The organism is Streptomyces sp. AC550_RSS872 (assembly GCF_019049285.1).
In the GTDB taxonomy this organism is placed as follows: domain Bacteria; phylum Actinomycetota; class Actinomycetes; order Streptomycetales; family Streptomycetaceae; genus Streptomyces.
In genome coordinates this window covers 93,683-117,610 of record NZ_JAGMUL010000207.1, presented here as the reverse complement: position 1 = coordinate 117,610, position 23,928 = coordinate 93,683, and the positions used below count along the sequence as shown (strand labels likewise).

Sequence of the window (23,928 nt, the reverse complement as noted above, 5' to 3'; positions counted from 1 at the left end):
CAGGTCAGGGACAGAGAACAAGCGATTCCGGTTTTTGCGCATTGCGTGCGCGACGATCACTGTTTGACGAGTAGTCAATAACCTATCAAGGCGATTGCGGCCACCTCGGCCGAACAATTGGAAAATGGCATTCACTCAGCCGCCTTCGCACGCGAGCGCAAACCATTGAACGGCAGATCTCCGACTTTCATGCCTGGTCATACGGACGTACGGATCTTCACGGCGCCTACACGAGTCAAGCGCCAACCATTGGACCGCTCCCCCGGTACACCCCCGGCGGCCTCCCGTACCGTTCACGGAACACTCTGTTGAAGTGAAAAGGACTGGCGAACCCGGAGGCGGCCGCCACGCGTTCCACGGACAGGTCCGTGCTCTCCAGCAGCCGAGCGGCGTGCCGCAGCCGGGCCTCGCGCAGCGCTCGCATCGGTGACTGTCCGATCTGCCGGGTGAAGAGGTGGGCGAACCGCGAGGGCGAGAGGGCGACATGCTCGGCGAGTGAGCGCACCGAGTGCGGTGCGGCCGGGTCGGCCGCGATCAGCGCCTCCGCCCGGCGCACCCGGACGTCGATGCCTGGCCGGGGCGGCTGCGCCCGCGCGGCGCCGGCGGTCAGCAGGACTACCTCCTCCAGTGAACACAGGGCGAGTTCGCGAGCCGCGGTGCCGTGGGCCACGGCGACGGCCTCGTCCCCCGGCGCGTCGCCCGGCGCGGTCAGGGGAGGCGCCTCCGTGCCCGTCCAGCGGGCGTCGGTGAGCATCCGGCGAAACGCCGCCTCGACGCGGCCGTGCACGGTGTCCGGCGTCGGCGCGACGACGTACATCCCTTCCCCGGCGTCGTAGGGACGCAGCCAAGGCCGCCAGGAGGGGCGGGCCTGGCAGTGCACCCACCAGAACCGCCAGTGCCGCGCACCCGGTTCGACCCCGTAGCCGTGCGGAACGCCCGGCGCGAGCACCACAAGGTCCCCCTCCCCGGCCCGCGCCTCGGCGCCCCCGTGCCGCAGTCGGCCCCGGCCACCGGTCGTCCAGGTGAACAGCCAGCTGTCCGCGCCGCGCGGCCGGTTGATCCCGTACGTCGGCGGCTGGTCGAAGCAGCCGACGACCACCAGGCCGGGCGGCGGCGCGGGAACACCGGGTACGGCAGTCTCGGGCAATGCGTCAGCGCTCACAGTCATCCTCCTGGGGCGTGCGTCGGCCTAGCGTGGTCGGGCGAGGGCACCTGACCGAGGAGCGGACACATGACAGCCGACATGACAGCCACGGACATGGGGGGCGCCGCCGCGCCCATCCTGCCCGAGCGCGGGCTCCGCCAGTTCCAGGAGGAGGGCTTCACGGTCGTACGCGGGCTGTTCGGGTACGACGAGATCGACCGGTTGTGCGACCGGTTCGCGGCGCTGCACGCGGCCGGCCCCGTGCCCGGCCACTTCGAGCCGCGCCCGCGGGACAGCGACCCGCTGCGCGCGTACCCGAGGGTGATGCAGCCGCACGAGATCGACGAACTGTCGTTGCGGCTGCTGCTGGACTCGCGGCTGCGTGGCGTGCTGGAGGTGCTGCTCGGGGAGGAGCTGCTGGCCGCGCAGAGCATGTTCTACTTCAAGCCGCCCGGGGCCCGGGGGCAGGCGCTGCACCAGGACAACTTCTATCTGCGGGTCGAGCCGGGTACGTGTGTGGCGGCGTGGATCGCCTGCGATGTGATCGACCGGGACAACGGGGGGCTCGAAGTCGTGCCCGGTACGCATGCGATGGAGTTGTTCTGTCCGGAGCTTGCGGATGCGGAGGTGTCTTTCGCGCGGGAGTACGTGGCGCCTCCGGCGGGGTTGGCCGCCGTTCCCGTCGACATGGAGCCGGGGGATGTTCTGTTCTTCAACGGGAGCCTGGTGCACGGCTCGCAGCCGAACCGTACGGCGGATCGGTTTCGGCGGTCGTTCATCGGCCACTACGTGGGGCGGTCGGCCGAGCGGATCGGGGCGTATTACCGGACGTTGTCGATGAGTGGGGATCGGGTGGCGTTGGGAGAGAGTGAGGGGGCGGGGCCGTGCGGTAGCGAGTTCGCGCCGTCCGGACCCCACTGAGGTGTCGGCTGCGGGTCACGTTGTGGCTGGTCGCGCCCGCGCGGCGGAGCCGCATATCGACACAGCCCCGCGCCCCTCGAGAAGGGGCGTTTCAGTGGCCGGTGATCGGGTGGGGGCTGTATGGCTGCTGTAGTTCGTCCAACTCCTTGTCCGTGAGGCGGAGTTCTGCCGCTGCCACCGCGTCCTCGATGTGCCGCGGCTGGGCGGCGCCGACGATCGGGGCCGTCACTGTGGGCTGGTGGAGGAGCCAGGCGAGGGCGATCTGGGCGCGTGGGACTCCGCGGTCGGTCGCGACGCGGGTGACGGCCTCGACGACGACGCGGTCGCTGTCGGCGTACAGACCGCTGCCGAAGTTGTCGGTGGCGCTGCGGTCGGTGACCGTGCCCCAGTCCCGGGTGAGGCGGCCGCGGGCCAGCGGGCTCCAGGGCAGGATGCCGACGCCCTGGTCCGCGCAGAGCGGGAGCATCTCGCGCTCCTCCTCGCGGTAGAGGAGGTTGTAGTGGTTCTGCATCGAGACGAACTTGGTCCAGCCGTGCCGCTCGGCCGTGTACTGCATCTTGGAGAACTGCCAGGCGTACATCGAACTCGCCCCGATGTAGCGCACCTTGCCCGCCTTCACCAGGTCGTGCAGCGCCTCCATCGTCTCCTCGACCGGGGTGTGCGGGTCGAAGCGATGGATCTGGTAGAGGTCGACGTAGTCGGTGCCGAGGCGGGCGAGGCTGTGGTCGATCTCCGTCATGATGGCCTTGCGGGAGAGGCCGGCACCGTTGGGGCCGGGCCGCATGCGACCGTTCACCTTCGTCGCGAGCACGATGTCGTCCCGTCGGGTGAAGTCGCGCAGCGCCTTGCCGACGATCTCCTCGCTGGTGCCGTCGGAGTAGACGTTGGCGGTGTCGAAGAAGTTGATCCCGGCGTCCAGCGCCTGACGGATCAGCGGTCGTGAGGCCTCCTCGTCGAGGGTCCACTCGTGCGCGCCGCGGTCGGGGAGGCCGTAGGTCATGCAACCCAGACAGATCCGCGACACGTCCAGGCCCGTCGAACCGAGCTTCACGTACTGCATCGTTGCTGCTCCTGCCTTCGGAGTGGGGTACCAGGGGAGCGTACGTGCTCGGGTGCGGGCGCGGCCGGTCCGGTCACCGGTCCAGCAGGTCCAGCGCGCGCTCCCAGCCGAAGTCCGGCCGTCCGCCGTCCTCCCCCGCCTCGCCGGTGTACGGCTCCCCGAGGCGCACGCCCATGCCCCGCAGGCGTATCAGACTGTCCTGGTAGGCGGGATGGGCGGCCGGCGCGTCGGCCACGCAGGGCAGGACGGCGATCGGGACGCCGAGGCCGTACGCCTCGCACAGGGTGGCCAGGGCGAGGGTGTCGGCGATGCCGGCGGCCCACTTGTTGATCGTGTTGAAGGTGGCCGGTGCCGTGACGACGGCGTCCGGTGGCGGGAAGGGGCGCGGGTCGGCGGGCGTGCGCCAGGCGGAGCGGATCGGGCGGCGGGTCAGCGCCTCGACGGCGGTGATGTCGAAGAAGCCGTTCATGGCGACCGGGGTCGCGATGACACCGACCTCCCAGTCCCGCTCCTGTGCGGCGGTGATCAGCTCGCTGACGTCCGCGGCGATGCCGGCGGCGCAGACGACGACGTAGAGGAAGGGTTTCCGGGCCTGCCCGGTGACGGCCTGTTCGGTCATCCGGGAACCCTACTCACACGGTCTGACGCAGCGGGAAGGACAGCCCGCGCTCCTTCTGCCGGGCCCGCACGGGCTCACTCGCCTCGGCGCCCTGGGGCTGACCGGCCCGTGCGGGCCCGGCATCGGATGCCGGGCCCGCACGCGACCTCGGGGTTCGGCGGACGGGCTCGGTCTCAGCTCCCCGTTTCCGAGACGGTGATGGCACTGACCGGGCAGGCCCGGGCGGCCTCGCGGACCATCGGGTCGCCGCCGCCGTTCTCGCGGCCGGGGAGCAGGGTGCTGAAGCCGTCGTCGTCCTGGGTGAAGACGGAGGGGGCGGCGAGGGCGCACTGGCCGGCGCCGATGCAGAGGCCGTGGTCGATGTCGATGTGCAGGTTGTCTGATTCGTGCGTTTCGTTGTGCATGACCGGAGCCTCTTACCAGGTCACGGGGAGTTCCAGCATCCCCTGGATCGTGTCGCCGGGTTTGAACGGGATTTCCTCCGCAGGGACGGCCAACCGGAGGGTCGGCAGGCGGTCGAAGAGGGTGCGCAGGGCGATCTCCATCTCGGCGCGGGCCAGGTTCTGGCCGAGGCACTGGTGGATGCCGAAGCCGAAGCCGACGTGGTGGCGGGCCGAGCGGTGCCAGTCGAGGGTGTCGGGGTCGGGGTAGACGGACTCGTCGCGGTTGATGACCGAGGTGGAGAAGACCACGCCCTCGCCGGCCCGGATCGTCCCGCCGTCCGTCTCGATGTCCTCGACGGCGACCCGCAGCATGCCGTCGGCGATCGACAGCATCCGCATCAGCTCCTCCACCGCGGCGGGCAGCAGCGTCGGGTCGGTCTTCAACTCGGCCAGCCTGTCGGGGTGTTGGAGGAGGGTGAAGGTACCGAGGGAGATCATGTTGGCGGTGGTCTCGTGGCCGGCGACGAGCAGGATGATCGCGAGGGCGATGGCCTCCTCCTGGTCCAGCTCACCCGCGCGCAGCTGCTGGTGGACGAGTTCGTCCAGGACGCCGTCGCCGGGCTTCGGCTGCCTCTGTTTCCGGTCGATCAACTCCGCGAAGTACGCCTCCAGCCGGTCGCGGGCGGCCATGGTGTCGGCCGCCGTCGGGCCGCGCAGCAGGCGTCGCGACTGTTCCTCGAAGAAGTCGTGGTCGGCGTAGGGGACGCCCAGCAGCGCGCAGATGACCATGGAGGGTACGGGCAGGGCGAAGGCGCTCACCAGTTCGGCGGGCGCTCCCCGAGCGATCATCGTGTCCAGTCGTTCGTCCACGATCCGCTGGATCTCGGGGCGCAGTTCGGCGGCACGCCGCAGCGTGAAGCTGGGGACCATCATCCGCCGCTGGACCCGGTGTTCGGGGTCGTCGACGGCCAGCAGCGCGGTCTTGCGGTTGCGCAGCCCCACGAACCGTTCGGTGGGCGCGGGGAAGTCGGGCCGGGTGCGGTCGGAGGAGAGCCGCGGGTCGGCCAGCAGGGTGCGGGCGAGCGCGTGTCCGGTGACCAGCCAGACCGGGCGGCCGTCGTAGAGGCTGATGCGGGCCAGGGGGCGGGCCTCGCGCAGGGGGTCGTAGGCCGTGGGCGGGTGGTAGGGGCAGGTCCGGCTCTGGGGGAAGACGACGGTGTGCGGTTCCGTCATGTCCGTCATGGAAGACCTCGCAGACGAAGAGTGCGTCGTGCCGATCTTCATTAGATGCCTCAGGCACCTAGCGGACGACGCCAAGTTCGGCCAGATCAGCCTCCCGGGCAATCTGGCCGGGGATCGTCGTACAGAACTTCGGTCACGGGGACGTCCGGCCCGTCCGACCGGTTCGCCCGGAGCACATCGCTGGAAAATCGCTTGTCGGCACGGGGCCGCCGGCCACAGAATCCGGCCATGCCCACAACCCGCGCCTTCCTTCCGCTGACCGCCGCCGTCCGTCCCGTGGCGCTCCAGCAGCAGCCCGGCCGTCCATGGAGGCCCACGCTTCCCACGTCGTGACCGCCGCGCTCGTCGCGGGGCTGATCGCGGGCTACGGCATCGCCGTCCCGGTCGGCGCGGTAGCGACCTACCTCGTCTCCCTCACCGCCCGTACCTCGCTGCGGACCGGCGTCTGCGCCGCGCTGGGCGTCGCGACGGCCGACGGGCTCTACGCACTCGTGGCCACCCTCGGCGGCTCCGCCCTGGCCGGCGCGCTGCGACCGGTGCTGGTCCCGCTGCGCTGGGCCTCGGCCCTGGTGCTGGCGGCCCTCGCGGTACGGGGCGCCGTCATCGCCGTACGCCACTACCGCACCCGTCCCCAGGCCACCCGCTCCACTCCCCCCTCTCCCCCGAGCCCGGCACGCGCCTATCTGGCGCTGCTCGGCATCACGTTGCTGAACCCGACCACCGTGGTCTACTTCGCGGCCCTCGTCCTCGGCACGCGCACGGCGGACGCGACAGCGCCCCTGGAACAGGGCGTCTTCGTCCTGGCCGCGTTCGTCGCGTCGGCGAGCTGGCAGGTGCTCCTGGCCGGGGGCGGGGCCCTGCTGGGGCGCGTGCTGACGGGGCGTCGGGGGCGATTGGTGACGGCGCTGGTGTCGAGCGGCGTGATCCTTGCGCTGGCCGCGGGGATGGCGGCGTAGCCGCGTCAGGATGATTTCCGCTGGCGCCCGTGTTGAAGGGTGGAGCCAGTCAGCCTCAGGACACGACGATGGGACCGAAACATGCCTCTCGACGGTGAGTACGAGCCCAGCCCGACCAAGTGGGTCCGCGACCAGGTGGAGTTGTACGAGAGCTCCGGCGGCACCCGGGGGACGACCCTCCAGAACACGGGGATGCCGGTGATCGTGCTCACGACCCGGGGCGTCAAGAGCGGCAAGATCCGCAAGACGCCGCTGATGCGCGTCGAGCACGAGGGGCGTTATGCCGCGGTGGCCTCGCTGGGCGGGGCGCCCAAGCACCCGGTCTGGTACCACAACGTCAAGGGCGATCCCCATGTCGAGCTCCAGGACGGGCCGGTCAAGCAGGACATGAGGGCCCGCGAGATCACCGGCGCGGAGAAGGACGAGTGGTGGGAGCGGGCCGTGGCGGCGTACCCGCCGTACGCCGACTACCAGGAGAAGACGGACCGGGTGATCCCGGTCTTCGTACTGGAGCCGCTCGACGAGGGCTGAACGGGCCTCCGGGAAACTTTTTCTCCGTACGGACGCATGAACCCCTCTCCCCCGGGCACACGTGCGTCAGGCCCCGCCGCGTTCCCCCGTCGCGGCGGGGCTTCCCTGTGCCTCGCGCGCGGAGCGTTCGGTCACGTCGAGGAAGATCTGGTCGGCCTCCGCCACGGTCCGGGAGAGGGAGCGCTTGATGCGCACAGCGACCTCCTCCACGTGTTCGCTGTCCAGGCCTGGGACCAGATCGACCCGGGCCGCCACCAGAGCCGTTTCAAGGCCGGTCTTCATCGTGAGCAGGGCTTCCACGCTGTCGATCTCGGGTTGGGCCTCCAGCAGCGCACGGATCCGGCCGGCCGCCTCGGGGTCGGCGGCCTCCCCGATCAGCTCGTCGCGGGCGTCGCGTCCGAGTCGGTAGGCGACGTAGACGAGGAGCGCGCCGATCGCGAGCGACGCGGACGCCTCCCAGACGACCTGCCCGGTGACCATGTGCAGCGCCATGCCCGCCAGGGCGAGGCTCACGCCGAGCACCGCCGTGGAGTCCTCGGCGACGACCGTGCGCAGGGCCGGGTCGCGCAGCCCGTCCGCGACGCCGCCCTGCCTGCGTACCTGGTACAGCGCCCGCACCAGCGACAGCCCCTCGGCGACGAAGGCGACACCGAGCACGATCATGCCCGCCACATAGCCGCTGAACCTCTCCTCGGAGTCCCCGCGCAGCGCCTCGACGCCCTGGAAGAACGAGAAGCACCCGCCCATCACGAAGATCCCGACGGCCGCGAGCAGCGACCAGAAGAAGCGTTCCTTGCCGTAGCCGAAGGGATGGCGCGCGTCGGCGGGGCGGCGGCTGCGGCGCAGCGCGGCCAGCAGGAAGATCTCGTTCATGCTGTCCGCCATCGAGTGCGCGGCCTCCGACAACAGCGCGGGTGAGTGGGCGACGACTCCGCCGACCGCCTTGGCGACGGCGATGACGAGATTGGCGGTGAGGGCCACCAGGACGGTGACCCGGGTCCTGCGATCAGCCTTCGGTGCGCCTGGCGTGCTGCTCATTTTCCACCGACTGCCCCGGTCGATCCCGCTCACACCGTGCCGTCGGCGGAAATCGGGGGACTCGGTGAGATCAGGAACCCCGGCACGGAACGGGGGACGCACGGCAGAGAGGAGCCGGGTCATGAGCGGCGGGGGCAACACGGCCTACGGGAGGAAGGCGTTCCAGCGGTCGAAGGCCCACTTCACGGACCGGATCACGGCGGACGGCCGGGAGGGCTGGCCGGTGGAGGCCGGCCGCTACCGTCTGGTGGTCAGCCGTGCCTGTCCGTGGGCGAGCCGGGCGGTGGTGTCCCGGCGGCTGCTCGGCCTGGAGGACGCCCTGTCCCTGGCGATTGCCGATCCGCTCCAGGACGACCGCAGCTGGCGCTTCACCCTCGACCCCGGGGACCGCGACCCGGTGCTCGGCATCCGCTTCCTCAGCGAGGCCTACGACAGGCGGGAGACCGAGTACCCGGGCGGCGTCAGCGTGCCCGCGATCGTGGACGTGCCCAGCGGCAGGCTCGTGACCAACGACTACCAGCGGATCACGCTCGACCTCGCCACCGAGTGGACGGCCCTGCATCGCGCGGGGGCGCCCGATCTCTACCCCGAGCCGCTGCGGGACGAGATCGACGCCGTGATGGCGGATGTCTTCGAGGACGTCAACAACGGTGTGTACCGGGCGGGGTTCGCCACCGGCCAGCAGGAGTACGAGGAGGCGTGCGCACGCCTGTTCCGGCGGCTGGAGCTGCTGGGCGAGCGACTGGCCGGGCAGCGCTATCTGGTCGGCGACACGATCACCGAGGCGGACATCCGGCTGTTCACCACGCTGGTCCGTTTCGACGCCGTCTATCACGGCCACTTCAAGTGCAACCGCTGGAAGTTGACGGAACATCAGGTCCTGTGGGCGTACGCCCGCGACCTCTACCAGACGCCCGGTTTCGGTGACACCGTCGACTTCGACCACATCAAACGGCACTACTACCAGGTGCACAGCGGCATCAACCCGACCGGCATCGTGCCCCTCGGGCCGGATCTGTCGGGCTGGCTGACCCCGCACCACCGTCAGGAGCTGGGCGGCAGGGCGTTCGGCGACGGGACACCGCCCGGGCCTCCCGCGCAGGCCGAGCGGGTCCCGGCGCACGGACGACCGTGAACGTACGAAGGAGGCACAGGCACATGGCCAAGAAGAAGCAGAAGAAGGCGAAACTCCCCCTCGCCTACAAGCCGCTGGGATTCGCCCTCGGGTGGGCGAGCGGCGCGCTGGCGGGACTCGCCTTCCGCAAGACGTGGATGGCGATACGTCATGAGGAGGACGCCCCCGACGCTCTGGACCGGGACCGCGGCTGGGGCGAGATCCTGCTGGCGGCCGCGGTCCAGGGAGCCCTGTTCGCGATGGCGCGCAGCCTGGCCGACCGCACGGGCGCCAAGGCGATCGAGCGGTCGACAGGGGTGTGGCCGGTCAGCGACAAGGGCGGGCGGGACTGAGCGGCCACCCCGGCCGAGGTGCCGGCACCGAAGCGGTTCAGCCCTGCTTCGGTGCCGTGGGGGCCAGGCGGCGCAGGGTGAAGGAGTGGCCGGCCGGGTCGCAGTAGCCGCGTGCCTCGTAGGGGCCGGCCGCGTCCTTCGTCTCCAACGGCCGGCCGCCGAGCCCGACGATCCTGCGCTCGGCCTCGTCCAGGTCCTCCACGACGAAGTCCAGGTGGGCCTGGAGGGAGTTCTCGGGGCGCGGCCAGCTCGGCGGCGTCGCGTTCATGTCGCGGCGGAACGCGAGCCGGGTGCCGTCGGCGCCCCTGATCTCCACGCGGTTGGCGGTCGCCTCCGTCTGTTCGCCGTCCAGCAGTTCCTTGTAGAACACGGCGAGTTTCTCCGGCTCGGCACAGTCGAGCACCACGAAACCCGCTGTCACCAGTGGCATGACTCCTCCGAAGGATCCGGGGCGCGGGACGGACCTGTCCCGCCGCCCTGTCCCCGACGGGTGTCCCGGTCGGGCGGTTTCAGTCCGCCACCAGCCACTTCCCGTCCCGCATCAGCAACCGCCCCGCCAGCTCGTTGGCCTCGCGCCAGGCCTGTACCCGGGTCGGCAGGACACGGAAGTACAGGTAGGGCGTGCTGAGTCGGCGCGGGTCGAAGCCGGTCCGCGCGGCGAAGCGGTCGCCCTCCTCCTCGGACAGCTCGCCGGCGTGATCGTCTCGACCGTGCCCTCGATCATGACGACATCGCGGGTCGGACCGATGCCGAGGCGCGTTCTGCCGGTCGTCCTCAGGTTCCGGCCCGTGGGGCTGGTGGCGGGTGTCGCCAGCAGCAGCGTCGAGCCGTCCCAGAGGAAGGAGAGCGGCACGAGGAACGGCACTCCCCCGTCGGCGTCGGCGGTGGCGACCCACACGTCCTCGTCGTGTTCGAGCCGGTGCAGGGTGTCCTTCTTGCGCTGCTCGGCGGGGCGTGCGGGTGACGCGGCCATCGGCGAAGTCTCTCCTCAGGGGTCGGCTTTGACGGACGGGTCCAGTGTGGCCGTCGGGTGTCCGGACCGGGAGCGGATTTCCGCCAGCAGACCCGCCGCCGCGCCGAGAAGCAGCTCCAGGGCGGCCGGATAGGAGCTGCGCGTCATGTCGGCCACGAGGTGGCGGGCGGTGGCGGCGATGTGCGGGTGGGTGTCGGCGGGCAGCCGTGCGTACGTCGCCCGCCAGACGGCCGCCTCCGCCTCCCGCGCGGCCTTCGGCATGGCCGCGCTCGCCGAGTCGAGGGCGCCGTGGGCGAGGGTCTGGTCGACGAACGCGTGGTAGATCCGCACCGCCTCGGCGTCGGGGAAACCCGCGTCGCGCAGCACGCCGAGGATGGTCTCGACGGCCTGGATCTCGTACGTCCGCCCGGTCACCCGGTACGAGCTGAGCACGGCAGCGCGCGGGTGTGCGAGGGCCCCCGCGTGCATGCGCAGGCCGAGGTCGCGCAGGTCGGCGCGCCAGTCGCCGGTGGGGCGCCAGGTGCGCAGCGTACGGCCGATGAGTTCGTCGGCGATGGCGAGCATCAGGTCGTCGGTGTGCCGGAAGTACCGGTACAGCGAGCTGGGGTCGGCGCCGAGCGCGCGGCCGAGGCGGCGGACCGAGAGGGCGTCGGCGCCGTGCTCCTCGATGAGCCGCAGGGCCGTCTCGACGATGAGCTCCTCGGACAGGACGACGCCCTGCTTGGTGGGGCGCCTGCGCCGGCGGGCGGCGGGCGGGACGACGCGCTCGCTCATGGACTGCCTGCCTCCCATGGACTGCCTCGCACGGTCCGGTGCCCCGCACCTTATGACAACACCGTTGACCTGTTAACCCCCCGGACAGTTTCATGTCCGCTCATCGGGGCCGTTTCCAGGCCCCCGGTGCGAGCGGAGAGCGGCCATGCCCGACGAGCAGTCCTACAGCGTCGACCCTCCGGCGCGGCCCGAGCTGCGCAAGTCCCTGGGCGTCCTGGACGGGGTCGCCATCGCCGCGTCCAGCACGGCCGCGACCACCAGCATCGGCATCGGGCTCGGGGTCACGGCCGGCGTGGTGGGCCTGCATCTGCCGGCGATCATGCTGCTGGCGTTCCTGCCGGTCCTGGGCATCGCGGGCGCCTATGCGCGGCTCAACCAGGTCGAGCCGAACGCGGGCAACGGCTATGTGTGGGTGGGCCGTTCGCTCACGCCCTGGCTGGGCTTCATGGTCGGCTGGGTGAACATCGTGGCCGTGGTGGCGTTCCTCGCGTACACCACGGCGGTCACCGGCTCCGCCCTGCTCCAGCTCGCCGGGGACGCGGGCCTGCACCGGATCGGCGGCCTCGCGCTGGACCCGGGTTCGACCGCGCAGACGACGGCGCTCGGCATCCTGGTCCTGGTGGCGGTCACGCTGACCGCCGTCACCGGCATCCGCACCGCCGCCCGTCTCCAGGCCGGGCTGCTGGTCTTCGAGTACGTGGTCCTGCTGGGCTTCTGCGGCTACGGCATCGTCACCGGTCCGCACGACTTCAGCCTGAGCTGGTTCGACCCGTTCGCGATCCCGTCGGCGACGGCCCTCGCGCAGGGGATGCTGCTGTCGGTGTTCTGCTACTGGGGTTTCGAGTCGGCGTTCAGTGTCAACGAGGAGGTGCGTGACCCGCGCGACGCGTCGCGGGCCGGGATCACCACCCTGTTCACCATGCTGGCGCTGTTCCTGCTCGGCTCCGTCGCCTTCCAACGTGTCCTGTCCGAGCAGGAGTTGGCGGGCCACGGCGCCGAGGGGCTGGCCTTCTTCGGCGACCGGCTGGCGTCCCAGCCGTGGGCGGCGCTGCCCCTGGTCGCCCTGATGTTCTCGGCGGTCGCCTCGCTCCAGGCCGGGGTGATCCCCACGGCCAGGGCGATGTTCGCGATGAGCCGGGACCGTACGCTCGGGCCGGTGTGGTCCAAGGTCAGCCCCCGGTACGGTACTCCGGCCACCGGCACGATGCTGATCGGCGCCCTCGCGGCGGGCGTCGCGGGCCTGGCGCTGGTCATCCCCCGGCTCGCCGACATGATCATGGCGACGGTGAGCGCGGTGGGCATCGTGGTCGCCCTGTCGTACGCCCTCACCGCACTAGCCGCGGCCGTCCGGTTCCGCGGCCTGCTGCGCGAGGACTGGCGGCAGGGGGTGCGCGCGGTCGTCCTGCCCACGCTGAGCGCGGCCGTACTGCTCGGCCTCGGCGGCTATCTCGGCTGGTCCTTCTACACCTCCGCCGACCACTTCGAAGTCAGCGCGGACAACGGCTGGTTCCTGCTGGTCACCCCGCTGGCGATGATCGCGTCCGGTTTCGTGGCCGCCGCGTGGGCCAGGTGGGTGCGCAGGTCCCCGTACTTCCGCACCGGCAAGGGCACCGACGCCGACGCCCCGCAGCTTCTCGCCACCTCCCGATAACCGACCAGGAAACGGATCATGCACGCAGATCTCCTCTTCACCGGCGGCCCAGTCCTCACTCCCGAGGGCCGCACCGCGACCGCCGTGGCCGTCACCGGCGACCGCGTCACCGCCGTAGGACACCAGGAGGTGCACGATCTCGCCGGGCCGCGGACCGAGGTGGTGGACCTCGCCGGGCGGCTGCTGCTGCCCGGATTCCAGGACGCGCACGTGCATCCGGTGCCGGCCGGGCTGGAACTCTCCCAGTGCGACCTGACCGGGGCCAGGACGGCCGACGAGACGCTCGCCGCGGTGCGCGCGTACGCCGACGCGCACCCGGAGCGGGAGTGGATCACGGGCGGCGGCTGGTCGATGGAGGCCTTCGCGGGCGGTACGCCGACGAAGGAGCTGCTGGACGCGGTCGTGCCCGACCGGCCGGTGTATCTGCCCAACCGCGACCATCACGGGGCCTGGGTCAACAGCCGTGCCCTCGCGCTCGCCGGCCTCACGCGGAACACGTCCGACCCGGCCGACGGGCGGATCGACCGGGACGCCTCGGGTGAGCCGAGCGGGACCTTGCAGGAGGGGGCGATGCAGCTGGTGGGGCGGCTCACCCCGCCGACCACCCCGGCCGACCGGCTGGCGGCGCTGCTGCACGCCCAACGGCATCTGCACGCGCTCGGCATCACGGCCTGGCAGGACGCGTTGGTCGGGGACTTCCTCGGGATGGACGACCCGGCCGATGCGTATGTGGCGGCCGCGCTGGACGGCTCGCTCACCGCCCGCGTCGTCGGTGCGCTGTGGTGGGACCGCGAGCGGGGCGCCGAGCAGATTCCCGAACTGGTCGAGCGGCGGGCCGCGTTGAGCCATGGCCGGTTCCGCGCGGGCAGCGTCAAGCTGATGCTGGACGGTGTCGCCGAGACCGGAACGGCGGCGCTGCTGGACCCCTATCTCGACAAGTGCGGCTGCGCCACCGCCAACCGGGGCACCAGCTTCATCGACCCCGGGCAACTGCCCAAATACGTCACCGAGTTGGACGCGCTCGGCTTCCAGTGCCACTTCCACGCCCTCGGCGACCGGGCCGTACGCGACGCGCTGGACGCCATCGAGGCGGCGCGGGCCACGAACGGGCCGAGCGGCACGCGGCCCCACCTCGCCCACCTCCAGGTCGTCCAGCCTGCCGACGTACCACGGTTCGCCGCTCTCGGGGCCACCGCGAACATCCAGCCGCTGTGGGCCGCGCACGAACCGCAGATGGACGAGCTGACGATTCCGTTCCTGGGCCCCGAACGGGCCGCGTGGCAGTACCCGTTCGGCGCGCTGCTGCGCTCCGGTGCCCGGCTCGCGGCGGGCAGCGACTGGCCGGTGAGCAGCCCTGATCCGCTCCACGGGATCCATGTGGCGGTCAACCGGGTGGCCCCGGACGCCGACGGCACCCCGGTGTTCCTGCCGGGCGAACGCATCGGGCTCGCCGAGGCGTTGACCGCCTACACGGCGGGCTCGGCGTATGTGAACCACCTCGACGACACGGGCGAGGTACGGGCCGGCGCACTCGCGGATCTCGTGGTCCTGGACCGCGATCCGTTCGCCGGGCCGGTGGAGGCGATCGCGCAGACGCGGGTATCCCTCACTTACGTCGGGGGCACGCGCGTGTACGCCGCTGCGGAGGCGTGAGAAGTCACGCGAACCACCGTCCGGTCACCGCGCAGCCGCCTGGAACGTACGGCGATACGCCTGCGGTGACACCCCGATCGCGGCGTGCAGATGCTGACGCAGGGAGGCGCCCGTGGCGAAGCCGACCTGGCCGGCGATCCGGTCCACCGACAGGTCGCTGGACTCCAGCAGATGCCGGGCGCGGGCGACGCGCTGCTGGATCAGCCAGCGGCCGGGGCTGAGGCCGACCTCGTCGTGGAAGCGGCGGGCGAAGGTGCGCAGGCTCATCCCGGCATGGGTGGCGAGGTCGGTCAGTGTGAGGGGCTCGCCGAGGCGCTCCAGGGCCCAGGCACGGGTGGCGGCGGTGCTCGCGGCGCCGCTCTCCGGAACCGGCTGCTCGATGTACTGGGCCTGGCCGCCGTCCCGGAACGGGGGTACGACGCAGCGCCGGGCGACGGCGTTGGCCAGCTCGTGGCCGTGGTCGACCCGGACGATGTGCAGACAGACATCGACGCCGGAGGCCGCGCCGGCCGAGGTGAGGATCCTGCCGTCGTGGACGAAGAGGACGTCCGGGTCCAGGTCGATGTGCGGGTGGAGGCGACGGAAGGCGTCGGTCACCTGCCAGTGCGTGGTGGCCCGGCGTCCGTCCAGCAGGCCCGCCGCCGCGAGGACGAAGGCGGCCGTACAGATCGACACGATGCGTGCGTCCGGGCGGATCAGCGCGAGGGCGGCGGCGACCTCGGCAGGCAGCTCCATGGGGATGTACGGGGGCGCCATGGAGGCGACCACCACGGTGTCGGCCGTGGCGAGGATCTCCGGGCCGTACTGGACGCCGATCGTGAAGTCCGCGGTGCTGTGCACCGGCCGGCCGTCGACGCTGCATGTCAGCACCTCGTACCGGCCGTCGGCCGCGCCGAGGATCCGGCTGGGGATGCCGAGCTCGAAGGGGTAGACGCCGTCCAGGGCCAGTACCACGACCCGTTCCACCTGTCGTTCATCTCGTTCGTCTCGACGACCACGCATGGCACGATCCTATCGAAGGTTGGCAATCGTGCCATTTTCCGGAGCGGCGGGCCCGGGCAGGCTGTTTCACCATGAGCACTGAGAACACGATGCGAGCCATCAGCCAGGACGTCCTCGGCGGTCCCGAGGTTCTGAAGGAAGTGGAGCTGGAGCGCCCGACGCCGCGCCCGAACGAGGTACTGGTGCGCGTACGAGCCGCCGGCGTCAATCCGACCGACTGGAAGCACCGCGCGAACGGCGGTTTCCTGGGCGAGCCGCCCTTCGTCCTGGGCTGGGACGTCTCCGGTGTGGTCGAGGCGGTCGGCATCGGCGTCGCCCGGTTCCGGCCCGGCGACGAGGTCTTCGGCATGCTGTCCTACCCGTTCGGCCACGGCTCGCACGCCGAGTACGTCACCGCGCCGGCCCGCACCTTCGCCCACAAACCGGCCTCGATCGACCACACCCAGGCGGGCGCGCTGCCACTGGTCTCGCTGACCGCGTGGCAGGCCCTGGTCGAGTACGCCGATGTGCGGCCGGGCCAGCGGGTGCTGGTCCACGCGGCGGCCGGCGGGGTCGGGCATGTGGCCGTGCAGATCGCCAAGGCGCGGGGCGCGTATGTGATCGGCACGGCGAGCGCGGGCAAGCACGAGTTCCTGCGGGGCCTCGGCGCGGACGAGTTGATCGACTACCGGGAGACGGACTTCGCCGAGGCGGTGAAGGACGTGGACGTGGTGCTGGACACCCTGGGCGGTGAGACCTCGGTGCGCTCACTGAAGGTGCTGCGCCCGGGCGGCGTCGTCGTCTCGATCCTGCCGGTCGGGTCGGACGAGTTCCACGAGGAGGCCGAGCGGCTCGGCGTACGGGCCGTGCGGATGCTCGTGGACGCCGACCGCGCCGACCTGCGGGCGATCACGGACCTGGTCGAGAAGGGGCAGCTGCGCGTCGAGATCGCCGGCACCTTCCCGCTGGCCGATGCCGCCGAGGCGCACGCGCTCGGTGACACCGGCCGGACCACGGGGAAACTGGTCCTGACGGTCGACTGAGGCCGACCGGGGCCGGAAGGGCCCGGGTCAGAAGGTCAGCACGGGCTTGATCGCCTTGCCCGCGCCCATGTCCCGCACCGCCTGGTCGATCTCCGCGAACGGATAGGTGCTGATCAGGCGGTGCAGCGGGAGCCGCCCTTCCTTCACCAGCCGGACCAGGGCGGGGATGAAGGTCTGCGTCTCGGCGTCGCCGAGGGTGAGGCCCACGACCTGCTTTCCGCCGAGCAACCCGTTGACGTCCAGGGCGACTTCGGTACCGAACGGCGGGGCGCCGACGACGACCAGGGTGCCGCGGGCGGCGAGCGCGTCGACGCCCTGGCGCAGGACGCCGACGTTGCCCGTGGTCTCCACGACGCCGTCGGCGCCCTGTCCGCCGGTGATCCCGGCGAGCGCCTCGCCGAGGTCGGCCTCGGCCGCGTCGACGGTGTGGGTGGCGCCCAGCTCCCTTGCCAGGGAGAGGCGTTCGGCGACCCGGTCGACGGCGACGATGTTGGTGGCGGGGGTCAGGGCGGCGGCCATGACGGCGGACAGGCCGACGGCTCCGGCGCCGAGGACGACGACCGTGCTGCCGGTGACCGGCTTCAGCACGTTCCAGACGGCGCCGACTCCGGTCTGCACACCGCAGCCCAGCGGGGCGATCGAGGTGAGCGGCACCTCCGGGTCGACCTTGACCAGGCTGCGCTCGTCCACCAGGGCCCGCTCGGCGAAGGAGGACTGTCCGAAGAAGTGGCCGCCGAGGTCCTCGCCGTCCCGGCTGATCGTGCTGGTGCCGTCGGCCCGGCGGCCGCCGATGAGGTTCAGCGGCAGCCAGGTCGCGCAGTACGCCGGGTGTCCGCCGCGGCAGTTGCGGCAGTCACCGCAGGAAGTGAAGGACAGCACGACGTGGTCACCGGGTGCGACGCCGGTCACGGCGGGGCCGACGGCCTCGACGACGCCCGCGCCCTCGTGGCCGAGGACGCCGGGCAGCGGGAAGGGCAGTCCGCCGCTCGCCACGCCGAGGTCGGTGTGACACAGGCCGGTCGCCACCATGCGGACGACGGCCTCGTGCGGACCGGGCTCGGCGAGTTCGACGTCGGAGAGGGTGAAGGGCGCTCCGCCGGACTCGACGACGGCGGCGCGGGTGGGGATGGACATCGTACGAACTCCTAGGCGGGGGCGCTCAGTCGAGCGAGACGACGACGGACTTGGTCGTGGTGTAGGCGTCGAGCGCCTCGGGGCCGTACTCGCGGCCGAAGCCGGAGTCCTTGACGCCGCCGAAGGGGACCGCGGGGTCGAGCATCGCCCAGTCGTTGACCCAGACGATCCCGGCCTGGAGGCGGTCGGCGACCCGGTGGGCGCGGGCCAGACTGCCGGTCTGGATGCCCGAGGCCAGACCGTACGGCGTGGAGTTGGCGAGCTCGACGGCCTCGTCCTCGGAGTCGAAGGGCTGGACGGTGAGGACCGGGCCGAAGATCTCCTCCTGGATCACGCGGGAGTCGTCCGGCAGGTCGGCGATCACGGTGGGCTTGTAGTAGTAGCCGCCGTCGAGGTCGAGGCGCTCGCCGCCGCAGACGATGCGGCCGCCGTCCTTGCGGGCCAGGTCGACGTACTCCTCCACCTTGCGCAGATGCCGCTCCCCCGCCATCGGTCCGATGACGGTCTCCGGCTTGCGCGGGTCGCCGAGCGGTACGCCGGGCACGGCGTCGGCGAGGATGCCGAGCAGGGTGCTGTAGACCTGGCGCGCCACCAGGAGCCGCGGTCCGCCCATGCAGAACTGTCCGGTGTTGAAGACGAAGCCCTTGATGACCGCGCCGACGGCCTTCTCCAGGTCGGCGTCCTCGAAGACGACGTGGGCCGCGTTGCCGCCGAGTTCCATGGTCACCGGCTTGAGCGACTCCCCGGCGATGGCCGCGACCTTCCTGCCGACGCCGGTCGAGCCGGTGAAGGCGACCTTGTCGACCCCGGGGTTGCGCAGCAGCGCCTCGCCGGCCGCGGGGCCGCCGGTGACGACGTTGACCACGCCGTCGGGGACCCCGGCCCGTTTGAAGAGGTCGGCCATGTACAGGGCGCTGAGCGGGGTCTCCTCGGCCGGCTTGTGCACCACCGTGTTGCCCGCCGCGAGCGCCGGGGCGATCTTGGAACCGGCCAGGATCAGGGGGAAGTTGTACGGGGTGATCGCCGCGACCACGCCGATCGGCCGGCGCCGGACGTAGGCGAGGGCGTTCATGGGCGTGTCCCGGACGGAGCCGTCGAGGGAGTGGGCGAGGGCGGCGAAGTGCTCGTAGTCGTTGGCGGCGTTGGTGACGTCGACGGCGTGCGCGAGCGTGATCGGTTTGCCGACGTCGCGGCTCTCCAGCTCGGCGATCGTGTCCGCGTTCTCCCGGATCAGCGCGGCGACCCGGCGCAGCACCCGGCCCCGCTCGCGGCCGCTCAGCCCGGACCAGGCGCCGTCGTCGAAGGCGTCCCGCGCGGCGCGCACGGCCGCGTCCATATCGGCGGCACCGGCGTCCGCGACCGTGGTGAGGACCGTGCCGCGGGACGGGTCGACCACCTCGGTGCGCGCTCCGTCGGCGGCCTCGCGCCACCGGCCCCCGATGAACAGCCGACCGGGTTCGATCTCGAAGGTGGTCATCGCCACTCCCCAGCTCCATCGCCAAGATTTCAACAAACAGGATTCCTGTTGGTCCGCAGTCTCATTACAGACAGGTTTCCTGTCAATGCTCTAGGCTGAACTCATGCTCGACACCCAGGTGACCAAGGCAGCTCCGTCGCTTCTCTACATGGTGAAGCAGGTGGAGCTGGTCGTGCGCTCCCACCTCGACGAGCTCGTCAAGCCGTCCGGGATCACCGCCCTCCAGTACACGGCACTCACCGTCCTCGAGCGGCACGACGGACTGTCGGCCGCACAGCTGGCCCGCGACTCGTTCGTCACGGCCCAGTCGATCGCCGATCTCGTACGGTCGCTGGAGAGCCGCGGGCTGGTCCGCCGGGAGCGCAATCCCCGCAATCGCCGCGAGCTGCTGATCCTGCTGACCGACGCCGGCCGTGAGCTGCTGGCGCGCCACGCGGGGCAGGTGCGGGAGCTGGAGGAGCGGATGGTGCGGGACCTCACGGCCCACCAGGCCGAGCAGTTCCGCCAGGCCCTCAGCAAGTCCTGGCACGCGTTGTCGTAGTCACGCCCGCGCATCTCGCGCATCCCGCGCAGCAGTCGGCGAAACGTCTGTCGCAATTCGAAGACATATGTCAATCGAACATGCTCAAATTCGGTCGTTCGAGGGTAACTTGCAGTGCGGGGACTGGATTTGAGTAGCCCGCCGCAAGTGAGCAGGTTGGAGGCGATGTCGTCGTGCAGCAGGATCCTGCGCCGTTCAGCCGGCATCTGCGCGTCCACCGGCACCGGGGACACACGGTGCTGGAGTTCCACGGCGAGATCGACATCGCGGCCGCCGTCGAAATCGCGCCATACCTGGACCGGGTGACGGCACACCCCGACGCCAGGGTCGTGATCGACCTGCGCAGGATCGAGTTCTTCGACTGCTCCGGGCTGCGCCTGCTCTACCGCGCCCGCGGCCGGGCGCTCGACCACGGCGGGCAGCTGCACCTGGTCTGCACCCACCCGCTCACCCTGCGCGTCCTCAGGATCACCGGCCTGTCCCGGCTGCTGCCCCCGCACCCGACGCTGGACGCGGCCCTGAACCAGCCGGAGGCCACGTCCGGCACGTTATGAGGCGTCTACTCGGTTCCCGGCGCGTCGAACAGGGCGCTGACGGACTCCCCGTTGTGAATGCGGCGCACGGCCTCGGCGAGCGCCGGGGCGATGGACAGGACCCGCAGCTTCTCGGTGCGCTCCTCCACGGGGACCGGCACGGTGTTGGTGCACACGATCTCCAGTACGTCGGGCTGCTCGCCGATCCGCTTCAGCGCACCGGCCGCGAACAGACCGTGCGTACAGGCGACGCGGATCGAGCGCGGCCCCAACTCCCGTAGCCGGTCGAGGAGTTCGAGGACGGTGCTGCCCTTGGCGATCTCGTCGTCCAGAACGATCACGTCCCGGTCGGTGACCTCGCCGATGACGGAGCTGATGCTGACCCGGTCGTCCGCGAACCGCTGCTTGGCGCCCGCGGCCACCTGCGCGCCGATCATCCGCGCGAACGCGGCGGCCTCCTTGGCGTTGCCGAGGTCGGGCGAGACGACGGTCGTACGGGAGAGGTCGTACTGCCGGAAGTGCGCGGCGAGTTCACGCAGCGCGTGCAGGTGGTCGACCGGCACCGTGAAGAACCCGTGCACCTGGGGCGCGTGCAGGGTCATGGCGAGCACGCGGCTCGCGCCGGCGGCCACCATGAGGTCCGCGACGAGCCGGCCGCCGAGCGAGATCCGGGGCGCGTCCTTCTTGTCCGAGCGGGCGTAGGAGTAGTGCGGCATGACGACCGTGATCCGGCGCGCGGACGCCCCGCGTGCGGCGTCGCACATCAGCAGCAGCTCGACGAGATGCTCCTGGACGGGCCGCACCAGCGGCTGGATGAGGTAGACGTCCCGTTCCCGGCAGTTGGCCTGAAGCTGCACCTCAAGGCAGTCGTTGGCGAACCGGCTGACCCGGGTGGGACTGAGCGGCACCCCCAGATGAGCGCAGACCTCCGCCGCCAGCTCGGGGTGGGCACTGCCGCTGAACACGGCGATCTCTCGCACGCTCGGCTCCTCGCATGATCGTTTCTGCTCCCGGGGTCATGCTACGGGGACCCGAAATTCGCTTGCCGTCCGCCTGTGCAGCCACGCCATGATGGCGGCGTCCGCGTTCCCTCACGTCAGGATCCCTCACATGCGCCGACTCCTCGACAGCACCCAGCGCCCCTGCCGGCCCACGGTCATCGAGGACTCCATCCCGCATGCACACCCCGAACACCCCGAACATCCTGAACATCGGCATCCTGGCCCACGTCGACGCCGGTAAGACCAGCCTCACCGAGCGACTGCTCTTCGACCACGGCACGATCACCCGGCTCGGCAGCGTCGACGGCGGTGACACCCGCACGGACGACGGCGCCATCGAGCGGCAGCGCGGCATCACCATCCGCTCCGCCGTCGCCGCGTTCACCGTCGGCGACACCCAGGTCAACCTGATCGACACCCCCGGGCACTCCGACTTCATCGCCGAGGTCGAGCGGGCCCTGGAGGTCCTCGACGGCGCGGTGCTGCTGCTGTCCGCCGTGGAGGGCGTGCAGGCGCAGACGCGGGTACTGATGCGCACCTTGCGGCGGCTGCGGCTGCCCACGGTCGTGTTCGTCAACAAGATCGACCGGGCGGGCGCCCGCTCGGACGACCTGCTCGCCGACATCCGCCGCAGGCTGGCGCCGACCGTCGCGCCGCTGAACGCGGTGACGGGACTCGGCACTGCCGACGCCCGCGTGCGACCGTACTCGCCGGCCGATCCCCAGGGCCGCGCCGACCTGGCCGAGGCGCTCGCGGAGGTGGACGCCGACATCCTGGCAGGGATCGTGGACGGCCCCGAACCGACCACGGACGAGCTGGGCAGGTCGCTCGCCGCCCGGACGGCCGACGGCTCCTTCCACCCGGTCTTCTTCGGCTCGGCGCTCGGCGGCCAGGGCATCCCGGACCTGGTCGAGGGCATCACCCGGCTCATCCCTCCGGCGCCGGCGTCCGGGACCGGCGCACCGCGCGGCACAGTGTTCGCCGTACGGCCCGGCCCCGACCGTGAGCGGACGGCGTATCTGCGTTTGTACGACGGTGAGGTGGCCCGGCGTCAGCGGCTGACGTTCCTGCGCCGCGCGGCCGACGGCCGGACCACCGAGGTCACCGGCAGGGCCACGCACCTCGACGTGATCGGCGGCGCCGAGATCCTCACCGCCGGGAACATCGCCGCGCTCACCGGCGTCCCGGGCATCCGAGTCGGCGACCGGCTCGGCGAACTCACGGCCCGTGCGCCGCAGTTCGCACCACCGACACTGGAGACGCTGGTCCGGGCCCGCAACCCCGTCCAGGCGGCGCCGCTCCGCACGGCGCTGCTGACCCTGGCGGACCAGGACCCCCTGATCCACGCCCGCCCCACGCCCACGGGCGCCACCGCGCTTCTGCTGTACGGCGAGGTGCAGATGGAAGTGCTCGCCGCTACCCTCGCGCAGGACTTCGGCGTGCAGGCCGAGTTCGAGCCGGGCCGGGTGCGCATGCTGGAGCGTCCGCGGGGCGTCGGCGAGGCCTGCGCGCAGATGCCGTGGCACGACCACACCAAGTACTGGGCGACGATCGGACTGCGGGTCGAACCGGGACCGCGTGGCTCGGGCGGGGTGTTCACCTACGAGACGGAACTCGGCGCACTCCCCCGCGCCTTCCACCAGGCCATCGAGGACACGGTCCACACGACGATGGAGACGGGCCCGTCCGGCGCGCCGGTGACCGACTACCGGGTGACACTGACCCGGTCCGGCTACTCCGCGCCGATCAGCACGGCCGCCGACTTCCGCGGGCTCACCCCGATCGTGCTGCACCGCGCGCTGGAGCGGGCGGGGACACGGCGGTACGAGCCGTACCACGCCTTCGAGACGGAAGTCCCGCTGGACGCCCTGTCTCCGGTCTCCGCCCACCTCGCCTCGTGCGGAGCCGAGTTCACGGGTACGACGGGCGGATCGACGTCATGGCTGATCACCGGCGAGCTGCCGGCCCGGCGGGTGCGGGAGGTCGAGCTGCGGCTGCCGGGGCTCACGCATGGCGAAGGGGTGTGGTGGTCGCGGGTGTCCGGGGACCGGGAGCTGAAGCGCGGCCAACAGACAGGTCCGGCAAGGGATTTGGGGGTACTTGGTTGAAGAGGGAAGGAGAAACGTCGCCATGACGACTCCCGTCAAGCGCATCGACAAGCGCATGCCCGGCTGGGCGAAGGTGGTGAGCGCCCTGATCCTGGTGCTCGTCGTCTTCTTCGCCGGGATCCGGCTGAGCGTGATCCCCGGTCTGAAGGACCTGTTCGGCACCGAGACCAACGACCGTTCGGGTCCCGCGCTGCTTCAGTCCATCCAGGACATGAGCCGCTACGAAGCCGCCTCCGGAAACTTCCAGATCGTCGTGGATCTGGAGAAGGACGCCAAGTTCCTGCCCGACGCGATCCGCGGCACCCGCACGCTGTACGTCGGCGCGGGCACCGTGGACGCCTATGTCGACCTCGGAAAGGTCGGCGAGGACGACGTCACGGTCAATGAGGACCGTACGTCCGCCACGCTCCGTCTGCCGCACGCCGCCCTCGGCACACCGGCCCTGGACCCCGACCGCTCCTACGCCGTCTCCAAGGAGCGCGGTCTCCTCGACCGCCTCGGCGATCTCTTCTCGGACAACCCGAACAGCGAACAGGCCGTGCAGAAACTTGCCGTCCGGCACATCGGCGACGCGGCGAAGGAGAGCGGCCTGACCGCACGCGCCGAGACCAACACCACCGGCATGCTCGAAGGCCTGCTGCACTCCCTCGGCTTCAAGGAGGTGAAGGTGACATACGGGACGTGATCCCCACGGTCCT

At 71.3% G+C, this 23,928-nt stretch carries 24 protein-coding genes and 1 pseudogene; 12 read left to right on the top strand and 13 right to left on the bottom strand.

Annotated features, from left to right (window positions below):
- Nucleotides 1-235: 235 nt before the first annotated feature.
- Nucleotides 236-1,168 carry a helix-turn-helix domain-containing protein gene (locus KUM44_RS43450; protein ID WP_217215279.1) on the bottom strand — a complete coding sequence of 311 codons (933 nt, stop codon included), beginning with the start codon at nt 1,166-1,168 and terminating at the stop codon, nt 236-238.
- 75 nt (nt 1,169-1,243) lie between these two features.
- Between KUM44_RS43450 and KUM44_RS43445 the strand changes: the two genes are divergently transcribed.
- Nucleotides 1,244-2,065: a phytanoyl-CoA dioxygenase family protein gene (locus KUM44_RS43445; protein WP_217215293.1), complete on the top strand. Its 822-nt coding sequence runs from the start codon at nt 1,244-1,246 to the stop codon at nt 2,063-2,065.
- Between the two features lie 91 nt (nt 2,066-2,156).
- On the opposite strand, the gene KUM44_RS43440 is transcribed toward KUM44_RS43445, so the two are convergent.
- The 4 genes from KUM44_RS43440 to KUM44_RS43425 all read right to left on the bottom strand — a co-directional run bounded on the left by KUM44_RS43440 (nt 2,157) and on the right by KUM44_RS43425 (nt 5,369).
- Nucleotides 2,157-3,125, bottom strand: a complete 969-nt coding sequence (locus tag KUM44_RS43440; protein WP_217215278.1) for an aldo/keto reductase — start codon at nt 3,123-3,125, stop codon at nt 2,157-2,159.
- 73 nt (nt 3,126-3,198) lie between these two features.
- Nucleotides 3,199-3,744 (bottom strand): flavoprotein, encoded by a 546-nt coding sequence (locus tag KUM44_RS43435; protein WP_217215277.1) that lies wholly within the window; start codon nt 3,742-3,744, stop codon nt 3,199-3,201.
- A 173-nt stretch (nt 3,745-3,917) separates the two neighbouring features.
- Entirely contained in the window at nt 3,918-4,148 is a 231-nt protein-coding gene (locus KUM44_RS43430; protein WP_374202129.1) for a ferredoxin, read from the bottom strand.
- 12 nt (nt 4,149-4,160) lie between these two features.
- On the bottom strand, nt 4,161-5,369 hold the full coding sequence (locus KUM44_RS43425; protein ID WP_217215276.1) for a cytochrome P450: 1,209 nt from the start codon (nt 5,367-5,369) through the stop codon (nt 4,161-4,163).
- A 305-nt stretch (nt 5,370-5,674) separates the two neighbouring features.
- Here KUM44_RS43425 and KUM44_RS43420 point away from each other — a divergent pair, with 305 nt between their 5' ends.
- Both KUM44_RS43420 and KUM44_RS43415 read left to right on the top strand, forming a co-directional pair.
- Nucleotides 5,675-6,325, top strand: coding sequence for a LysE family transporter (locus tag KUM44_RS43420; protein ID WP_254390958.1), 651 nt, complete (start codon nt 5,675-5,677; stop codon nt 6,323-6,325).
- 81 nt (nt 6,326-6,406) lie between these two features.
- Nucleotides 6,407-6,856, top strand: a complete 450-nt coding sequence (locus tag KUM44_RS43415) for a nitroreductase family deazaflavin-dependent oxidoreductase (RefSeq protein WP_217215275.1) — start codon at nt 6,407-6,409, stop codon at nt 6,854-6,856.
- A gap of 66 nt (nt 6,857-6,922) precedes the next feature.
- Here KUM44_RS43415 and KUM44_RS43410 read toward each other — a convergent pair whose 3' ends face one another.
- A complete protein-coding gene (locus tag KUM44_RS43410) occupies nt 6,923-7,894 on the bottom strand; it encodes a cation diffusion facilitator family transporter (RefSeq protein WP_217215274.1) in 972 nt (323 codons plus the stop codon).
- Between the two features lie 121 nt (nt 7,895-8,015).
- On the opposite strand from KUM44_RS43410, the gene KUM44_RS43405 reads away from it, so the two are divergent.
- Complete coding sequence (locus KUM44_RS43405) at nt 8,016-9,029, top strand: glutathione S-transferase family protein (protein ID WP_217215273.1); 1,014 nt, start codon at nt 8,016-8,018, stop codon at nt 9,027-9,029.
- Between the two features lie 23 nt (nt 9,030-9,052).
- A complete protein-coding gene (locus KUM44_RS43400; protein ID WP_217215272.1) occupies nt 9,053-9,361 on the top strand; it encodes a DUF4235 domain-containing protein in 309 nt (102 codons plus the stop codon).
- A 37-nt stretch (nt 9,362-9,398) separates the two neighbouring features.
- On the opposite strand, the gene KUM44_RS43395 is transcribed toward KUM44_RS43400, so the two are convergent.
- The 3 genes and pseudogenes from KUM44_RS43395 to KUM44_RS43385 form a co-directional block, all read right to left on the bottom strand.
- Nucleotides 9,399-9,791 carry a VOC family protein gene (locus KUM44_RS43395; protein ID WP_217215271.1) on the bottom strand — a complete coding sequence of 131 codons (393 nt, stop codon included), beginning with the start codon at nt 9,789-9,791 and terminating at the stop codon, nt 9,399-9,401.
- A 79-nt stretch (nt 9,792-9,870) separates the two neighbouring features.
- Nucleotides 9,871-10,334: pseudogene (locus tag KUM44_RS43390) on the bottom strand (pyridoxamine 5'-phosphate oxidase family protein).
- A gap of 15 nt (nt 10,335-10,349) precedes the next feature.
- A complete protein-coding gene (locus KUM44_RS43385; RefSeq protein WP_217215270.1) occupies nt 10,350-11,108 on the bottom strand; it encodes a TetR/AcrR family transcriptional regulator in 759 nt (252 codons plus the stop codon).
- Nucleotides 11,109-11,253: 145 nt separating this feature from the next.
- On the opposite strand from KUM44_RS43385, the gene KUM44_RS43380 reads away from it, so the two are divergent.
- Nucleotides 11,254-12,759: an APC family permease gene (locus KUM44_RS43380; RefSeq protein ID WP_217215269.1), complete on the top strand. Its 1,506-nt coding sequence runs from the start codon at nt 11,254-11,256 to the stop codon at nt 12,757-12,759.
- An 18-nt stretch (nt 12,760-12,777) separates the two neighbouring features.
- On the top strand, nt 12,778-14,412 hold the full coding sequence (locus KUM44_RS43375) for an amidohydrolase (RefSeq protein ID WP_217215268.1): 1,635 nt from the start codon (nt 12,778-12,780) through the stop codon (nt 14,410-14,412).
- Between the two features lie 24 nt (nt 14,413-14,436).
- Here KUM44_RS43375 and KUM44_RS43370 read toward each other — a convergent pair whose 3' ends face one another.
- Complete coding sequence (locus tag KUM44_RS43370; protein WP_217215267.1) at nt 14,437-15,414, bottom strand: GlxA family transcriptional regulator; 978 nt, start codon at nt 15,412-15,414, stop codon at nt 14,437-14,439.
- Nucleotides 15,415-15,485: 71 nt separating this feature from the next.
- Between KUM44_RS43370 and KUM44_RS43365 the strand changes: the two genes are divergently transcribed.
- The gene (locus KUM44_RS43365; protein ID WP_217215266.1) at nt 15,486-16,436 is read left to right on the top strand and encodes an NADP-dependent oxidoreductase; all 951 of its coding nucleotides are present in this window, start codon (nt 15,486-15,488) and stop codon (nt 16,434-16,436) included.
- 27 nt (nt 16,437-16,463) lie between these two features.
- Here KUM44_RS43365 and KUM44_RS43360 read toward each other — a convergent pair whose 3' ends face one another.
- Entirely contained in the window at nt 16,464-17,570 is a 1,107-nt protein-coding gene (locus tag KUM44_RS43360) for an NAD(P)-dependent alcohol dehydrogenase (RefSeq protein ID WP_217215265.1), read from the bottom strand.
- 25 nt (nt 17,571-17,595) lie between these two features.
- The gene (locus KUM44_RS43355) at nt 17,596-19,047 is read right to left on the bottom strand and encodes an aldehyde dehydrogenase (RefSeq protein ID WP_217215264.1); all 1,452 of its coding nucleotides are present in this window, start codon (nt 19,045-19,047) and stop codon (nt 17,596-17,598) included.
- A 103-nt stretch (nt 19,048-19,150) separates the two neighbouring features.
- Between KUM44_RS43355 and KUM44_RS43350 the strand changes: the two genes are divergently transcribed.
- Together KUM44_RS43350 and KUM44_RS43345 are read left to right on the top strand one after the other, a co-directional pair.
- Nucleotides 19,151-19,588, top strand: coding sequence for a MarR family winged helix-turn-helix transcriptional regulator (locus KUM44_RS43350; RefSeq protein ID WP_217215263.1), 438 nt, complete (start codon nt 19,151-19,153; stop codon nt 19,586-19,588).
- A gap of 173 nt (nt 19,589-19,761) precedes the next feature.
- On the top strand, nt 19,762-20,142 hold the full coding sequence (locus KUM44_RS43345; RefSeq protein ID WP_217215262.1) for an anti-sigma factor antagonist: 381 nt from the start codon (nt 19,762-19,764) through the stop codon (nt 20,140-20,142).
- Nucleotides 20,143-20,147: 5 nt separating this feature from the next.
- Here the strand turns inward: KUM44_RS43345 and KUM44_RS43340 are convergent, their stop codons facing one another.
- Entirely contained in the window at nt 20,148-21,101 is a 954-nt protein-coding gene (locus KUM44_RS43340; RefSeq protein WP_217215261.1) for a ribose-phosphate pyrophosphokinase, read from the bottom strand.
- Between the two features lie 197 nt (nt 21,102-21,298).
- On the opposite strand from KUM44_RS43340, the gene otr(A) reads away from it, so the two are divergent.
- Nucleotides 21,299-23,230 carry a tetracycline resistance ribosomal protection protein Otr(A) gene (gene otr(A), locus KUM44_RS43335; RefSeq protein ID WP_217215260.1) on the top strand — a complete coding sequence of 644 codons (1,932 nt, stop codon included), beginning with the start codon at nt 21,299-21,301 and terminating at the stop codon, nt 23,228-23,230.
- Between the two features lie 22 nt (nt 23,231-23,252).
- Entirely contained in the window at nt 23,253-23,915 is a 663-nt protein-coding gene (locus KUM44_RS43330; protein WP_217215259.1) for a DUF4230 domain-containing protein, read from the top strand.
- Nucleotides 23,916-23,928: the final 13 nt, after the last annotated feature.

Bases quoted from the DNA above. Each gene is read 5' to 3' on its own strand.
- KUM44_RS43450 (WP_217215279.1), bottom strand. From the start codon at position 1,168: ATGACTGTGAGCGCTGACGCATTGCCCGAGACTGCCGTACCCGGTGTT.
- KUM44_RS43445 (WP_217215293.1), top strand. From the start codon at position 1,244: ATGACAGCCACGGACATGGGGGGCGCCGCCGCGCCCATCCTGCCCGAG.
- KUM44_RS43440 (WP_217215278.1), bottom strand. From the start codon at position 3,125: ATGCAGTACGTGAAGCTCGGTTCGACGGGCCTGGACGTGTCGCGGATC.
- KUM44_RS43435 (WP_217215277.1), bottom strand. From the start codon at position 3,744: ATGACCGAACAGGCCGTCACCGGGCAGGCCCGGAAACCCTTCCTCTAC.
- KUM44_RS43430 (WP_374202129.1), bottom strand. From the start codon at position 4,148: ATGCACAACGAAACGCACGAATCAGACAACCTGCACATCGACATCGAC.
- KUM44_RS43425 (WP_217215276.1), bottom strand. From the start codon at position 5,369: ATGACGGACATGACGGAACCGCACACCGTCGTCTTCCCCCAGAGCCGG.
- KUM44_RS43420 (WP_254390958.1), top strand. From the start codon at position 5,675: ATGGAGGCCCACGCTTCCCACGTCGTGACCGCCGCGCTCGTCGCGGGG.
- KUM44_RS43415 (WP_217215275.1), top strand. From the start codon at position 6,407: ATGCCTCTCGACGGTGAGTACGAGCCCAGCCCGACCAAGTGGGTCCGC.
- KUM44_RS43410 (WP_217215274.1), bottom strand. From the start codon at position 7,894: ATGAGCAGCACGCCAGGCGCACCGAAGGCTGATCGCAGGACCCGGGTC.
- KUM44_RS43405 (WP_217215273.1), top strand. From the start codon at position 8,016: ATGAGCGGCGGGGGCAACACGGCCTACGGGAGGAAGGCGTTCCAGCGG.
- KUM44_RS43400 (WP_217215272.1), top strand. From the start codon at position 9,053: ATGGCCAAGAAGAAGCAGAAGAAGGCGAAACTCCCCCTCGCCTACAAG.
- KUM44_RS43395 (WP_217215271.1), bottom strand. From the start codon at position 9,791: ATGCCACTGGTGACAGCGGGTTTCGTGGTGCTCGACTGTGCCGAGCCG.
- KUM44_RS43385 (WP_217215270.1), bottom strand. From the start codon at position 11,108: ATGAGCGAGCGCGTCGTCCCGCCCGCCGCCCGCCGGCGCAGGCGCCCC.
- KUM44_RS43380 (WP_217215269.1), top strand. From the start codon at position 11,254: ATGCCCGACGAGCAGTCCTACAGCGTCGACCCTCCGGCGCGGCCCGAG.
- KUM44_RS43375 (WP_217215268.1), top strand. From the start codon at position 12,778: ATGCACGCAGATCTCCTCTTCACCGGCGGCCCAGTCCTCACTCCCGAG.
- KUM44_RS43370 (WP_217215267.1), bottom strand. From the start codon at position 15,414: ATGCGTGGTCGTCGAGACGAACGAGATGAACGACAGGTGGAACGGGTC.
- KUM44_RS43365 (WP_217215266.1), top strand. From the start codon at position 15,486: ATGAGCACTGAGAACACGATGCGAGCCATCAGCCAGGACGTCCTCGGC.
- KUM44_RS43360 (WP_217215265.1), bottom strand. From the start codon at position 17,570: ATGTCCATCCCCACCCGCGCCGCCGTCGTCGAGTCCGGCGGAGCGCCC.
- KUM44_RS43355 (WP_217215264.1), bottom strand. From the start codon at position 19,047: ATGACCACCTTCGAGATCGAACCCGGTCGGCTGTTCATCGGGGGCCGG.
- KUM44_RS43350 (WP_217215263.1), top strand. From the start codon at position 19,151: ATGCTCGACACCCAGGTGACCAAGGCAGCTCCGTCGCTTCTCTACATG.
- KUM44_RS43330 (WP_217215259.1), top strand. From the start codon at position 23,253: ATGACGACTCCCGTCAAGCGCATCGACAAGCGCATGCCCGGCTGGGCG.